A 13,166-nucleotide genomic window follows, 5' to 3' on the forward strand; every position below is an offset into this window, starting at 1 on the left:
ACGTCGCGCGAGGACGTGCCCATCGGGCGGATCCGGAATGCAGTGCGAGGTCGTGCCTCAAGCGTCCCATAAGCCGCTTCTGATCGCGCGCCGCCACCTACCAAGGAACGTGGCGGCCACACCTCCTGACGACTGTCCGACGATCGCACCAACAGCCATTTTGCAGATGACCGGGACGGCACCCCTGCCCCCCCCGGCCGGCCAGCCCGTTCCTCCCGCGATGGTCGGCCCGCCGTTCCGGTCACCTTGCGACTGCATGCAGGTCGCCGATGCTGAATGCAGGAGCGCCTCATGGCCCGAGCAGATCGAAATCTCACGCTGACCCTGGTCGTTGCGCTCGCCGGCGCCTGCGCCGCTGCAGCGTATGGTGCGATGCAGGCGATCGAGGACGCCGCCATATCGCTCCTCCTCGGCGGTCTGCTCTTCGTATCGATCCTGTCGCTCTGCCGTCCGCCGCCCGCCGCGATCGCTCGGCCGACACGCGCGCGGCCGGGCCGGCCGGAGCGCTAGCGCGAGCGCGGCAGCGTGAACACGAATGTCGCGCCGCCATTCGGATTGTTACGGGCGACGAGATCGCCGCCGAAGCTCTGGACTATGGTCCGGCAGATCGCGAGTCCCATGCCCATGCCTCCTGGGCGAGTCGAGAACAGCGGATCGAAGATCCGGGCCTCCGCGCCCGCAGGCAGCCCGACGCCGCCGTCCTTGACGTCGACGACGAGGTCATCGACCCGATCCGTCAGCGTCACGTCGATGGTCCGGTCGTTCGAGGATGAGCACTGGCTGGCCGCCAGTGCGTTCAGGATCAGGTTGATGAGGACCTGCTGGAGCTCGACCCGGTCCGCCGCGACGAGGGCCGGCCTTTCCGGCAGCTCGAGAAGCACCCGGCAGCCCTGTAGCCGTACCTCATGCTCCATGAGGCCGACGCTTATGCGGATGACCTCGCCCAGATCGACAACTTCCACCGACCTCTCTCTCCGGGACGCCGTTTCCCTGGTGCGGTTCAGCAGCTCGGCTGCCCGGCGCGCGGAGGAGATCACGCGATCCAGCGCCTTGCTCGCAGTGGCGGTATCGACGGGGGAGCTGGCAAGGGAGCGATGCCCCACGTGCGCATCCATTGCGATGGAGCTGATCGGCTGGCCCAGATCGTGTGCCAGGGACATGGAGAGAGCGCCCACCGTCAGCGCCCTGTTCGCACGGGATAGTTCCTCGCGCGCCTCCATCAGCATCTCGCGCGTGCGCTCGCGCTCGGTGATGTCGCTGAGATGGGTGAAGGCCCGTGTGCGTCCGGGAGTACGCATCAGCGTGACCCCGCAGAGGGCCTGCCTGATGCTCCCGTCGGCGACCATTAGGGTGACGACACCCTCCCAGTGATCCTCTTCGCCGAGGGCGATGGTATGGAGAAGCTCGGCGAACGGCGCCGGGTCCACGATCTCCGGGCGCGAATGCGAGAGGATCGTGTCGCGAGACTTGCCGAGAAACTGCACCGCGGCCGAGTTCACGTCCTCGGTCCTCAGCAGCCGCAGCAGTCCGGACAGCTCCTCCGGGTTGTCCTGAAGATAAACGGCGAGCTTTGCACCGTGGCGCATCCGCAGCGGCGCGAGGGCCTCGACGAGATCGTCCAGGTTCTGTTCGAAGAGAGCGACCTGCGATCGCTCGAAGATCGAGCGGTACCGCTGCTCGCTCACGGACAGGTCGCGGGTCCGCTCCGCGACACGCTGTTCCAGCGTCTGGTTGAGCTTTCGGACGCCGAGCTGCGCCTGCATCTCGGCATGGATATCGGTGGACACGCCGTACCAGCGCAGGATCGCACCGTCCTCGCTTCGCACTGGACGGGCAGTGATCTGAAGCCAGCGGTAGGTGCCGTCCGCATGCAGCAGCCGACGGTAGGAATCGAACTGGACGCCCATAGTACGAGCGTGAGCCCAGTCGTCCAGCAGCCCCTGCCGGTCTTCGGGATGGAACCAGTTCTTCCATGCCCAGCCGTCGTCTTCTAGACCGTCCTCGACCGATGCTCCGGTGATCTCGGTCCATCGCAGATTCATGAAGGTGACACGCCCGTCCGGCAGTCCCTGCCAGAGTACCTGCGGCACCGAATCCGCGACGTGCCTGAGATCGTTCTCGCCAGCCCTGACGGCGCGGGCGTTGTTCGTCGCCCCGAGACGATACGCCAGGACAATCGCGCCGAGGGCTATGGTAACAGGCGCGACCGTGACGGCTAGAAACGACATTTCGCCCCATGCTCATGACGCGAGGATCCCCACGTGGCTCCCGCTTCGACCTGTCTGAAGTGCCTGGTCGCACGTGAGAAGCTGGACGCTGGTAGGGGGTGATCTCCAGGTCATCCGGGGCCCGGGCCGCATCGGTGTTCGGCATCATGACGGCGGGACAGATCAGGCGCCGCCTGGATTCCCTCTACGCTAGCCATCATGGACGCAGCTGCGCGGGGCATACCTTGGTAGCGTATGCCGGTGCCAACGTCGGTCTGACCCCATACGACCGCGCGATGGGGCGGCGGCAGGAATGCGGCGATAGTCCTCCCGGTGTCACGGCGACACGCCAGGCGGAGCGACGGGTAGATATGGCAATCGATGTCAGAACGGCGACCGAGGCCTACCTTCATCTTGTCCCGCCTGCGCGCGAGCTTGCCGCCGCCGCCTACACGAGACAAGGACACTGGCTCCTGCTCTGTTCCAAGCTGCTGGCGTTCGCCATCGCCGCGCTGCTGGTGCGCATGGACGTGCCGGCGCGGCTGCCTGTCGGGTTCGCATCGCCGTCCAGGCCTGCTCGAGCCTCGTTCGGGATCAGCTTCGCTATCCTACTCCTCTACTTCGCCCTCGAGCTACCCTGGTTCGCCGTCTCGGACTGGCGTCGCGAGCGCTCGTACGGCTTCTCGCAGCAGCCTCTCGCAGCATGGACGACGGAATATGCGGTCCAGTCCCTCGTCACGGCCCTTGTAGGCGCTGCGCTGCTTGCCGGCTTCTACGCGGCGGTCCGGCGAACGGGTTCACGCTGGTGGCTCTGGGGGACCGCGCTAGCGGCGGCCGGGCTCGTTCTCGCCCTCGTGGTCCAGCCTGTCGCACTCGCCCCCTTCCTGCACCGGTACGCGCCCGCCCCCGCCGGCGAGATGCGGGAAGCCATCCAGGAACTGGTTGAGGACGGCGGCGTGAACGACGATCGCGTCCTCGTGTACGACGGATCGCGCCAGAGCAGCCGGTACACTGCGTCGGTCACCGGGCTTGGTTCATCGGCCACCGTGCTGCTGAGCGACTCGATGTTCGCGCACGGTGCGGACGTCGGAGCGGTCAGGGCGGTGGTCGCCCATGAGCTGGGGCATGAGCGTCATGCTCATCCGCTCCTGCTCGCGTCGTTCCTGACGATCGTAGTCGGAGCCGGCCTCCTCGTGGCGCAACGCTCCTTCGGGCCGGCGGCGCGCCTGCTGGGGAGGCCGGGAATGACCCTTGGGGATCCCTCAGGCCTGCCGATCCTGCTGGGCATCTTCGCGATCTACACGCTCGTCACCACACCCCTCGTAAACACGGCCGAGCGGCTGGTGGAGGCCGATGCGGACCGGTACAGTCTCGAGCTCGCCCACGAGCCGGACGGCATGGCCCGGGCGGTGCTCGCCACCTCAGACTATCGGGCAAGTCGACCGACACGGCTGGAGGAGTTCCTCTTCTACGATCATCCCAGCAACGCTCGGCGCATCGAGACAGCCATGAAGTGGAAGGCCGATCACGCAGGGCCGGCCGCCTCGACGTCGCGATGAGCGGATCACAGGAGCCGAAACGCGGCGCCATGGACCGCGATGCTGTCAGGAACGGAGAATAACGGTGCAGAACCTGACCGCCTTCGTGCAACCGTCCGGGCCGACGGGCAGCGCCACCACGGTGGCGCCGACGGAGTTCGACGGCCTAGCCGCCGTGCCGGCAGCAGCCGATCCGTACGGCGGCGGCGCAGTCGCTCGTGCCCTGCGCTCCGCGATGGCCGCCGCCGGCCACGATCTTATGCAGCCGCTCCAGATCATCTCGCATGCGCTGGAGCGTCTGGTCCTGGCCGAGCAGCTGGCGGGCGACCGCATCTGGATAGAGGCCGCTCGCACGCAGGTCCACCGAATGACGCGCGGGCTCGGCGATCTCGTCGGCGCAGCGGTCTCGCAGGAGCCGTTCGGACCGCCTACGCTGCAGTGCCTTGGCGTCATAATGGAGGAGACCGAGGCGGTCTGGGCGAAGTCGGCGGCAGCCGGAGGCGTCACGCTCGAGATCGCCCGCCTGCCCGCCCCCGTCCGCACCGACCGGGCGCGCATGCGCTCGATCCTGGACAACCTGATTGGCAATGCCCTGAAGTACGGGCGGAGCCACGTCAGGGTGAGCACCTGCCGCACCGCCGGAAAGGTCCGCGTCGATGTCGTCAACGACGGGACGGTCATTCCGGCGGACATCCAGGCCCGCCTCTTCGAGGCGTTCTACCAGGCCGACAGGGCGAGCGAGGGTCTCGGGCTTGGTCTCTCGATCGTGCGCGAGCACTGCCGCGCCCTCGGGCATCTGGTCGAGGTCACGTCGGAGCCGTCAGGGACCCGCTTCAGCATCGTCATCGACGAGCCGAAGGCCGACTGACGGGGCCTGTACTGGGCCAGGGGGAGAATGCGGGATTAGACTGCTTCGGGATGTCAGCCTCGCAGCGCCGGCAGGCGACAGGTGAACACGGCTCCCTGGGAAGGCCCGTTCGCAACGGTCATCTCGCCTCCCATCCGCTGTATCGTGGAGAGGCAGATCTGAAGCCCCAGCCCGACCCCCTCCTTCTTGGTCGTGAAGAATGGCTGGAAGAGGCGGGTCCGGTCGTCCTCCGAGATCCCGGCGCCGACGTCGGCGACCGCAAGCTCGACATGGTCCCCGACCCCGCGCACGTCGACCGTGACGACCTTCTCGTCGCGCTCGACGTCGAGCATGGCGTCGCGAGCGTTGTTGATCAGATTGATGAGCACCTGCTGCAGATCGACGAAGTCGCCTTCCACGGCCGGCGCGTCGCTTCCGACGTATCTGACGCTCACGCCGCAGCTCCGCATGTCTCGTGCGAGAAGTGCACAGGTCTCCCTCGCAAGCCGACCGAGATCGATCCTGCGGACGTCCTGCCTCCCGCCCTGGATACGATCGTGCGTGTGCCTGACGATGGTGGATATGCGCTCGATTGTGACGGAGACGCGCTCGAGCACCCTGACCGCGGCCCCCACCTCGGGCTGCGGACGCCGCAGCAGCCGCAGGCCCGTGTTCGCATCCATGCTTATCGAGGCGACCGGCTGGTTGAGCTCATGGGCGATGGAAGCCGAGAACGCACCGACGGTCGCGATGCGGCTAGCACGCGCGAGCTCCGCCTGCGCCGCGCGGCGCATCTCCTCGACCTCCTCCTGGCTGCTGATGTCCACCAGGCTGGACAGCTGACGCTCGTCGTCGAGACGGGTGACGGAGTAGAAGACGGGCACGCGGCGTCCGCGCGCTCCGATCAGGACAACCCGTCCCTCCACGCTTTCCCAGCCGTAGAAGATCATCTCGAACTGCCTCAGCAGCACCGCCTCGATGTCCTCCGCGGTGCCGTCCACCGTCCGGTCCACCGCGCCGTCGACGTCGTCGAAGCCCAGCATGCGGACGCACGCGTCGTTGACGGATACCGTCTTCACGGAAGCGACGCAGCGGGCGAGCGTCTCGGGATGCTCGGCCATGTAGGCCGCCAGGTCCTCGATCCCCTGCGCCTTCAGGTCGCGAAGGATCAGGGCGGTCCCGGACATGTCCTGCTCGGCGAAGGCGATCCTGCTGATCGCGAAGAGGCTTGCGTAGCGGACCTCGAGCGACGCCAGCTCAGCCGCCTGACCGTCCACCCGTTCCCGCAGGCCGCGGCTGATCGCATCGGGTTCACCCCGTGCCGCCCTCTCGTCTTGGACGTCGGACGCCAGGCCGTGCCAGACGAGATCCCCGGCCTCGTCCTGGACGATCCTGGCGGTCAGTCGCATCCACCTGAACGCTCCGTCCGCGTGCAGCAGCCGGAAGTCGATCTGCAGATCGCGATCGCCCACCTGGCCGCCTGCGAATGCGCCCTCCAGGCCGTCGAGATCCTCGGGATGTATCCGATCCCGCCACAGCGCCTCCCGGACAGCAGGACACCGGTCGGCTCCGGTCAGCTCCTCGTACCGCAGGTTCAAGAACGTGATGACCCCGTCGGGTCGAGCTCGAAGATGCAGCTGCGGCAGGTAGTCGGCATAGGCGTCCACAGCGCGCACCGAGATGCTTGTCGGTCGCGAGCCGTCCGGAAGCGCTCGCATATCCTCGAGGTTCGTCATGATCCAGAGAGTTCCGTTCCGGCCGTAGCCGCGTCTTCGTTCCAGAGCTGCCGCGACAGAGCGTCAGCCAGGCTCCTTGTCGGGCCAGATCCTGACGACGGGATCGATGGTCCGCAGCTTCTCGAGCAGATCCGCCACGGGAAGGCTGTCGGATGCGTTCGCCTCGCCCGATGGCACCGCCTCGCGCGACATGACGACCTTCCCCGGGCCTCGCCTGCCCTCGAGCAGCGAGAGTATCTCCGAAGTGCGTTCGAACGGCACGATCCGGTCGAGCACCGGCCTGATCGTACCGTCCTCGACGAGATGCGCGATCCTTGCAAGCTGTGCGCCGTCGGCCCGCATGAAGAGGAAGGAGTATTCGACCCCCCGACGCCCCGCGAGCCTCCGGGTCCTGGAGCTCATGAGGCGCATGACCTGACGCACCACGACGTTGGCACCGACCGACCGGGCGAAGGCGGGATCGGGAGGTCCGGACAGCGATATCAGCTTGCCGCCGGGCCGCAGGACCTTCAGCGACCGCTCCAGGACATCGGTATCCAGGGAGGTGAGGACGACGTCGTAGTCGTGCAGCCGCTGCGCGAAGTCCTCGCTGCGGTAGTCTATCGCGATGTCCGCACCGAGCGAGCGCACCAAGCCGAGGCTTGAGGCGCTCGCGGTGGTGGCGACCGTTGCGCCCAGGTGCCTGGCGAGCTGGATGGCGACGGTACCGACTCCTCCTGCTCCCGCGTGGATCAGGACCTTCTGCCCGGATCGCAGGCCCGCGCGCTCGACAAGCACCTGCCACGCAGTGAGTGCGACGAGCGGGAGCGAGGCCGCCTCGGCCATCGAGACGTTCACGGGCTTGCGCGCGAGATCGCCTTCGCTGACCGCTATGCGCTCCGCGAATGTGCCGATCCTGGCGACATCGACCTTGCCGAAGACCTCTTCGCCCAGCTTGAAACGGGTGACGCCGGGACCGACGGCGACGATCCTTCCCGCCAGGTCGTTGCCCAGCACGAGCGGCATGTCGTACCGGAGGAAGGCCTTGAAGTCGCCGTCGCGGATCTTGCCGTCGAGAGGGTTGAGGCTAGCCGCCTCTATCTCGACGACCACCTCGCCGGCGTGCGCCACGGGCTCGGGCATGTCCCTGAGCTTCAGCTCGCCCTTGTAGCGGTCGATGGCGAACGCCTTCATGTCTTTGTCCGTCGCTTGAGGAAGATGGCTGGCAACGTCACCAGGGCTCGTGGAAGGGCCGGACCTCGGCGAGGAAGGACCAGGCGTCGCGCGGCTGGTGCGCCAGGTGGAAGACTTCGGCCGCGACGGACGAGGGCGAGATGAAGAAGTCGTCCGCGACCTCAGGCCGCATCTCGCGCTGCCAGGGCACGTCGATGGAGGCGTCGATCACAAGATAGGCGACGTGCACGCCCTTTGGCCCGAGGTCCCGCGCGATGGCTTCCGCGAGTATTCTCTGCGCCGCCTTGGTCGGCGCGAAGCCGGCGAACTTGGCCCGACCGCGCTGTGCGGACGTGTTGCCGGTCACGATGATCGACCCCTCGCCTGCCGCGATCATCGAGGGCGCGACCAGCCGGGCGAGATGGAACAGCGCCATGGCGTTCACCTCGAAGTTCCGTTGGAGCGTCGCCGCATCGATCTCCTGGAACGTTCCGAACGCGCCGCCGACGGCGTTGTGGACGACCACCTGCGGCATGCCGACGGCGGCCACCGCCCGCTCCAGCGCAGCCGGATCCGCGACGTCGCAGGGAACGGCAATCGACGACGGGATCTCGGCTTCGAGTTTGGCCAGCCGCTCTTCGTTGCGCGCCAGCATGGCGACCCGGTAGCCGCCTTCCGAGAAGCGGCGGGCGAGGGCCGTTCCCGTGCCCGGACCCACGCCGGTCACCAGCGCCAGTGGCTTTTCCTGCTCGGTCATGCCGCTTTATCTACTCGTTCGAGCTCGTCCCGGAGGAAGTCGATCCGGTCGTTTCCGAAGAACATCTCGTTCCCTACGAACATCGTCGGCGAGCCGAAGACGCCGCGGTCGGCAGCCTCCTGCGTGAACGCGTCCAGCCGCGCCGCCGTCTCCGGAATGTCGATCCGGGCGGAGACGCCGTCCGCGTCGATCCCGGCGTCCGCGATCGCCTGAATTATGTCGGCGGTGCCTGGCAGCGAACGGCCGCCCGTCCAGATCGCGCGGTACAAAGCCGAAGCGATCGCGACCGCCTGCGCTTCGTCCCGGGCGGCTAGAACGGCGCGTGCGCAGCCCTCGCCGTCCACGCTGCCCATGCCGGCGGGGTTGAGGGCGACGCCGACTCGACGCGACCACCGCCCCAGGTCGGTGCGCGCGTGCCGCCCTTTCGCCTTGCAGGTAGTGGTGGTCGGCGTGTTCCCCACGCGCTCCATCAAGGCCAGGACCTTGATCGGCTTGAGCTGGAGCTCGACCGCCAACGTCTGAAGTTGCACAAAGGCGAGGTAGCCATAGGGGCTGCGGAAGTCGAAATAGAGTTCGACGGTCCTGGTCATCGCGTGTTCTCCTTCCTGAAGCCGAGCAGTCGGTGCGTGCTCTCGTCGGCACCGGGTCCCGGGCGCAGCTCGATGCGGGTCGGCGAGACCGCCTGACCAGTCTCGCGGTCGACCATCGCCAGCTCGAGCGGCCGGCCGGTCTCGCGATCCGTTATCTCGATGGTGGCAGCGCCGAAGCCGGAGGCGTCCCAGCGGTCGCCCCATTCGCGAAGCGCGATGCTGACCTTCCAGAGATCGCGCCCCTTTGGGGTCAGGCGATACTCGTCCCGAGGCGGCCGCTCCTGATAGCGATCCCGAGTGAGGATTTCAGTCTCCTCCAGACGCTTTAGGCGTGCTGCCAGCGTTGCGGGCGGGATCCCCAGGCTTGTCCGCAGGTCGTCGTAGCGGGTCATCCCCATCGAGAGATCGCGCACGATGAGCAGCGCCCACCTGTCGCCGATGAGCTCGAGAGCCCCGGCGATGGAGCAGCGCATCCCGACGAACGACTTGACCTTCATGCGGTCGCCGTTAGCAGCTTCAATAATTGAAGTGAATAGTTGAAGTCGGCTGCTTCGATTGCGTAGGCCCAGCGTTGACAATTGGACTGGCGAGCGACTGCAGGCAGTCGGCCGGATTCATCGTCATCGCGACGCTAGCATCTATGAGGTGCACTGGCCTGACGCCAGGAAAGGCAACGCGCTCCAATGACACGCGCGCGCATGGCAGCTGGGTGATCAGGGAGACGTCGAAATTTCGACCCCGCATGCATGCCTGCCGAACCAACGACGTGGTCGGGGCGGCTGGCAGCATGACACCGCGTCACTCGCGAACCCGTCCGTAGGCCCATACCCCTGCCTACCTTCGTATTGTTCCGCCGCACTGCCCGGAAAGCTAGTTTGACGGCAGCTTTCTACTCGGAGTTTCGCGATGGATGATCTCGTATCCACTCTCATCGAATCGCACGGCGGTCTCGCCCGCTGGCACAGCTTCGAGACCCTGACGGCCAGTCTGAAGCAGGGCGGCGCGCTATGGCAGTTAAAGGGAAAGTCCGGCGTGCTCGACGAGACGACCGTGACTGTCGGGCTCCGGCGCGAATGGGCCTCGCATGCTCCGTTCGGCGACCCGTCGCGCAAGACGGACTTTACACCTGGCCGGGTCGCGATCCTGTCGAGCAACGGCGACGTTCTGGATGAGCTGGAGCAGCCGCGCTCGTCCTTCGCAGGCCACACGCTCGAGACCCCCTGGACCGATCCCCAGCTCGCCTATTTCGCCGGAGAGGCCATGTGGACATACCTGAACCTGCCCTTCCTGCTGGCCGAGCCGGGGGTCGAGGCCGAAGAGATCGAGTCTTGGCAGGAAAGCGAGGAGAAATGGCGGCGGCTCAGGGTCAGGTTCCCCGCGAACATCTCCACCCATAGCACCGAACAGATTCTCTATGTGGACGCGGCTGGGCTGCTCAAGCGGCATGACTACGACGTCGAGATCGCCGGCGGCACGCCGGGCGCGCACCTCATCTCCGAGTATCGCGAGGTGCAGGGCATCATGGTCCCGACCCGTCGGCGCATCTTCCCGCGCCAGCCTGACGGCCACGCGATGACCGACATGCTCGTGGTCTCGATCGACCTCGACAACATCCATCTCGCCTGATCGTCATGGCCAGCGTTCTCCAGCCCCTGCCCACCGACGAGCCGCCGCACGCTCGCGAGGCGCAGATGTTTCCGCTTCTCGATGCGGCCACGATCGGCCGGCTCATGCCCTACGGCACGTTGGAGGACGCGGCAGAAGGTTCGGTGCTGTTCCGGCGCGGCGACAGGGCGGTCGACTTCTTCGTCGTGCTCGCCGGCTCGATCGAGCTGCTCGACCAGGTCGACGGCGGCGCACCGACCCGGTTTCGCGCCTACGTCGCGGGTCAGTTCAGCGGAGAGCTGCACCTGTTTAACGAGCGGTCCCTGCTCGTGACGGGACGTGCGACCGCCGACTCGCGGGTGCTTCGCATCCGACGTGCCGAGTTCCGAAACATGGTGTCGACCGAGGCGGACATCGGAGAGACGATCATGCGGGCCTTCATCCTGCGCCGCGTGGAACTGATCGCAACCGGTCACGGCGCGGTAACGATCGTCGGCTCGTCGCATGCGGCGCAGACCCATCGGGTGCGCGCCTTCCTCTCGCGCAATGCGCATCCCTACCGCCTTCTCGATGTCGATGATGATCCCGATGCGCTGACCGCGTTCGAGGAATTCGCGCTGTCACCGAACGACCTGCCGCTTATGATACTGCCCGACGGAGAGACGCTACGCTCGCCCAGCCCTGCAGATATCGCGACCGCGCTCGGCATCAGCGAGGAACATGATCCAGCGGCAGTCTACGACGTCGCCGTGATCGGAGCAGGACCCGCAGGTCTCGCCGCATCAGTATATGCAGCTTCCGAGGGGCTGGCCACGATCGCGATCGAGGGCGACGCGCCCGGTGGCCAGGCGAGCACCAGCAGCAGGATCGAGAACTACCTTGGATTTCCGACCGGCATCTCGGGTCAGGCGCTGGCCGGACGCGCTCAGGTGCAGGCGCAGAAGTTCGGAGCACGACTGGCGGTTTCCCGGGAAGTGGTGGCGCTCGACTGTTCCGCACGCCCGTACCAGCTGACGCTGGAGGGTGGAGAGTCGATCCGGGCGACGTCTGTCGTAATCGCCACCGGCGCGCGCTACCGGCGCTTATCCCTGCCGGGCTATGTTCAACTGGAAGGGCGCGGCGTCTACTACGCGGCGACGCCGATGGAGGCGCAGCTGTGTGCCGAGCGCGAGGTCATCGTGGTCGGTGGCGGCAACTCGGCGGGCCAGGCGGCAGTGTTCCTCTCGCGATCCTGCCGCCACGTGCACGTCCTTGTCCGGTCGGAGGGCTTGGCCGCGACGATGTCGGACTACCTCGTGCAGCGGATCGACAGGTCGCCCGACATCACGCTTCATCCGTTCACCGAGGTGACCGAGGTGGAAGGGGACGGCTACCTCACCCACGTCACTTGGACGGATAGGCGATCCGGGCAGTCGGAAAGGCGCGCGATCGGCAGCCTGTTCGTGATGATCGGCGCCGAGCCCAACACCGGCTGGCTTCGCGGGTGTGTCCCGCTGGACGCGGCGGGCTTCGTCAGAACGGGACATGCCGACGACGGGACACCCCTCGCCTCACCCTATGCAACCGCGCTTCCCGGCGTGTTCGCAGTCGGCGACGTTCGATCGGGCTCGGTCAAGCGGGTCGCGTCGGGAGTCGGAGAAGGATCGGTGGTGATCTCCGCAGTGCATCAGGCGCTCGCGGATCTGGTCACCCCATGACGAGCCCGACAGGATTTCAAGAGGACAATACCATGGCAGACTACGATTCGACAGCCGAGAACGCGGTCACGACCCCCACCCGCTTCGTCGAGGCGTCGAACGGCGTCCGATACGCATACCGTCGGTTCGGTTCCGGTCCAGCGGTGCCGCTGGTGATGCTGCCGCGCTTCCGAGGAGACCTCGAGACCTGGGATCCGCCGCTGCTGGACCGCTTCGCAGAAAACCGTGAGGTGATCCTCGTCAACAATCGCGGCGTCAGCACCACCAGCGGAACGACGCCGTCGACCATCACCGCGATGGCGCACGACCTCATCGCCTTCCTCGAAGCCCTGTCGCTCGATAAGGTGGACCTCCTCGGCTTCTCGCTCGGCGGCTTCGTCGCTCAGGAGTTGGTGCTGATCCGGCCTGATCTGGTGCGCAGGCTGGTACTTGCCGCCACGGGTCCGCGGGGCGGTCCTCAGATGCATGGATGGCGCAAGGACATTGCGGACGCGGTCCGCAAAGACGAACCCGGCCCGGAGGAACTCCTCTACACCTTTTTCAAGCCGACCGAGACAAGCCAGGCCGCCGGACGCGCCTACCTCGGCCGCTTCATGGCCCGGACACAGGATCGCGACGCGCCCAGCAGCCTCCAGACCCGCAACGCGCACTATGACGCCGTCTGCGACTGGGGCGTGGAGGATCATTCCAGGCTGCAGCGCCTCCGGAGCATAGACCAACCGACCTTCGTGGCGAACGGCGATGCGGACGCGATGATCCCGCCGCACCTTACGCACCTTCTCGGCGGGCTGATCCCGGATGCGACCGTCAAGATCTACCCCGACGCCGGTCACGGCTTCCTCTTTCAGCACCATCGCGAGTTCGGCGAGGACGTCACCGGCTTCCTCGACACCTGACGTCCTCGGTCGGTCGGCACGGTGTGGGCAGCAGCTGCCCGATTTTTGTCCGGGCACGAATTTGAAGAAGCGGCCGATAAGACGCCGATTTTTACCAAACCGATCAGCGCCAGCCGAGATGCGGCCGACACTAAGACATCT

Annotated in this window: 12 protein-coding genes; 6 read left to right on the top strand and 6 right to left on the bottom strand. The window is 66.7% G+C overall.

Features of this window, described 5'->3' with window-relative positions; translation table 11 throughout:
* Positions 1 to 291 precede the first annotated feature (291 nt).
* Complete coding sequence (locus NF699_07850; GenBank protein ID USU06558.1) at positions 292 to 510, top strand: hypothetical protein; 219 nt, start codon at positions 292 to 294, stop codon at positions 508 to 510.
* On the opposite strand, the gene NF699_07855 is transcribed toward NF699_07850, so the two are convergent.
* The gene (locus NF699_07855) at positions 507 to 2,228 is read right to left on the bottom strand and encodes a PAS domain S-box protein (GenBank protein USU06559.1); all 1,722 of its coding nucleotides are present in this window, start codon (positions 2,226 to 2,228) and stop codon (positions 507 to 509) included. The two genes, NF699_07850 and NF699_07855, sit on opposite strands and share 4 nt — an antisense overlap.
* Positions 2,229 to 2,578: 350 nt before the next feature.
* Here NF699_07855 and NF699_07860 point away from each other — a divergent pair, with 350 nt between their 5' ends.
* Both NF699_07860 and NF699_07865 read left to right on the top strand, forming a co-directional pair.
* A complete protein-coding gene (locus NF699_07860) occupies positions 2,579 to 3,766 on the top strand; it encodes a M48 family metalloprotease (GenBank protein USU06560.1) in 1,188 nt (395 codons plus the stop codon).
* A 64-nt stretch (positions 3,767 to 3,830) separates the two neighbouring features.
* Entirely contained in the window at positions 3,831 to 4,613 is a 783-nt protein-coding gene (locus NF699_07865) for a HAMP domain-containing histidine kinase (GenBank protein ID USU06561.1), read from the top strand.
* Between the two features lie 53 nt (positions 4,614 to 4,666).
* Here NF699_07865 and NF699_07870 read toward each other — a convergent pair whose 3' ends face one another.
* The 5 genes from NF699_07870 to NF699_07890 all read right to left on the bottom strand — a co-directional run bounded on the left by NF699_07870 (position 4,667) and on the right by NF699_07890 (position 9,324).
* Positions 4,667 to 6,328 carry an ATP-binding protein gene (locus tag NF699_07870; GenBank protein USU06562.1) on the bottom strand — a complete coding sequence of 554 codons (1,662 nt, stop codon included), beginning with the start codon at positions 6,326 to 6,328 and terminating at the stop codon, positions 4,667 to 4,669.
* 63 nt (positions 6,329 to 6,391) lie between these two features.
* Entirely contained in the window at positions 6,392 to 7,501 is a 1,110-nt protein-coding gene (locus tag NF699_07875) for an NADP-dependent oxidoreductase (protein USU06563.1), read from the bottom strand.
* A 37-nt stretch (positions 7,502 to 7,538) separates the two neighbouring features.
* Positions 7,539 to 8,237, bottom strand: a complete 699-nt coding sequence (locus tag NF699_07880) for an SDR family NAD(P)-dependent oxidoreductase (protein USU06564.1) — start codon at positions 8,235 to 8,237, stop codon at positions 7,539 to 7,541.
* Positions 8,234 to 8,827, bottom strand: a complete 594-nt coding sequence (locus NF699_07885) for a 2-hydroxychromene-2-carboxylate isomerase (protein ID USU06565.1) — start codon at positions 8,825 to 8,827, stop codon at positions 8,234 to 8,236. Before NF699_07885 ends, NF699_07880 begins: the two co-directional genes overlap by 4 nt.
* Positions 8,824 to 9,324, bottom strand: coding sequence for a helix-turn-helix transcriptional regulator (locus tag NF699_07890; protein USU06566.1), 501 nt, complete (start codon positions 9,322 to 9,324; stop codon positions 8,824 to 8,826). The genes NF699_07885 and NF699_07890 overlap by 4 nt, the downstream gene beginning before the upstream one ends.
* A gap of 409 nt (positions 9,325 to 9,733) precedes the next feature.
* Here NF699_07890 and NF699_07895 point away from each other — a divergent pair, with 409 nt between their 5' ends.
* The 3 genes from NF699_07895 to NF699_07905 are packed head-to-tail and all read left to right on the top strand — an operon-like array spanning position 9,734 to position 13,025.
* The gene (locus NF699_07895; GenBank protein ID USU06567.1) at positions 9,734 to 10,453 is read left to right on the top strand and encodes a hypothetical protein; all 720 of its coding nucleotides are present in this window, start codon (positions 9,734 to 9,736) and stop codon (positions 10,451 to 10,453) included.
* A gap of 5 nt (positions 10,454 to 10,458) precedes the next feature.
* Positions 10,459 to 12,129: an FAD-dependent oxidoreductase gene (locus NF699_07900; protein ID USU06568.1), complete on the top strand. Its 1,671-nt coding sequence runs from the start codon at positions 10,459 to 10,461 to the stop codon at positions 12,127 to 12,129.
* A 32-nt stretch (positions 12,130 to 12,161) separates the two neighbouring features.
* Positions 12,162 to 13,025 (top strand): alpha/beta hydrolase, encoded by an 864-nt coding sequence (locus NF699_07905; GenBank protein USU06569.1) that lies wholly within the window; start codon positions 12,162 to 12,164, stop codon positions 13,023 to 13,025.
* Positions 13,026 to 13,166 lie beyond the last annotated feature (141 nt).

It is taken from the genome of Sphingomonadaceae bacterium OTU29LAMAA1 (genome assembly GCA_024072375.1).
GTDB lineage: Bacteria > Pseudomonadota > Alphaproteobacteria > Sphingomonadales > Sphingomonadaceae > Sphingomonas.

Coding starts and splice junctions, on each gene's coding strand:
- NF699_07850 (USU06558.1), top strand. CDS start 292: ATGGCCCGAGCAGATCGAAATCTCACGCTGACCCTGGTCGTTGCGCTC.
- NF699_07855 (USU06559.1), bottom strand. CDS start 2,228: ATGTCGTTTCTAGCCGTCACGGTCGCGCCTGTTACCATAGCCCTCGGC.
- NF699_07860 (USU06560.1), top strand. CDS start 2,579: ATGGCAATCGATGTCAGAACGGCGACCGAGGCCTACCTTCATCTTGTC.
- NF699_07870 (USU06562.1), bottom strand. CDS start 6,328: ATGACGAACCTCGAGGATATGCGAGCGCTTCCGGACGGCTCGCGACCG.
- NF699_07875 (USU06563.1), bottom strand. CDS start 7,501: ATGAAGGCGTTCGCCATCGACCGCTACAAGGGCGAGCTGAAGCTCAGG.
- NF699_07880 (USU06564.1), bottom strand. CDS start 8,237: ATGACCGAGCAGGAAAAGCCACTGGCGCTGGTGACCGGCGTGGGTCCG.
- NF699_07885 (USU06565.1), bottom strand. CDS start 8,827: ATGACCAGGACCGTCGAACTCTATTTCGACTTCCGCAGCCCCTATGGC.
- NF699_07890 (USU06566.1), bottom strand. CDS start 9,324: ATGAAGGTCAAGTCGTTCGTCGGGATGCGCTGCTCCATCGCCGGGGCT.
- NF699_07895 (USU06567.1), top strand. CDS start 9,734: ATGGATGATCTCGTATCCACTCTCATCGAATCGCACGGCGGTCTCGCC.
- NF699_07900 (USU06568.1), top strand. CDS start 10,459: ATGGCCAGCGTTCTCCAGCCCCTGCCCACCGACGAGCCGCCGCACGCT.
- NF699_07905 (USU06569.1), top strand. CDS start 12,162: ATGGCAGACTACGATTCGACAGCCGAGAACGCGGTCACGACCCCCACC.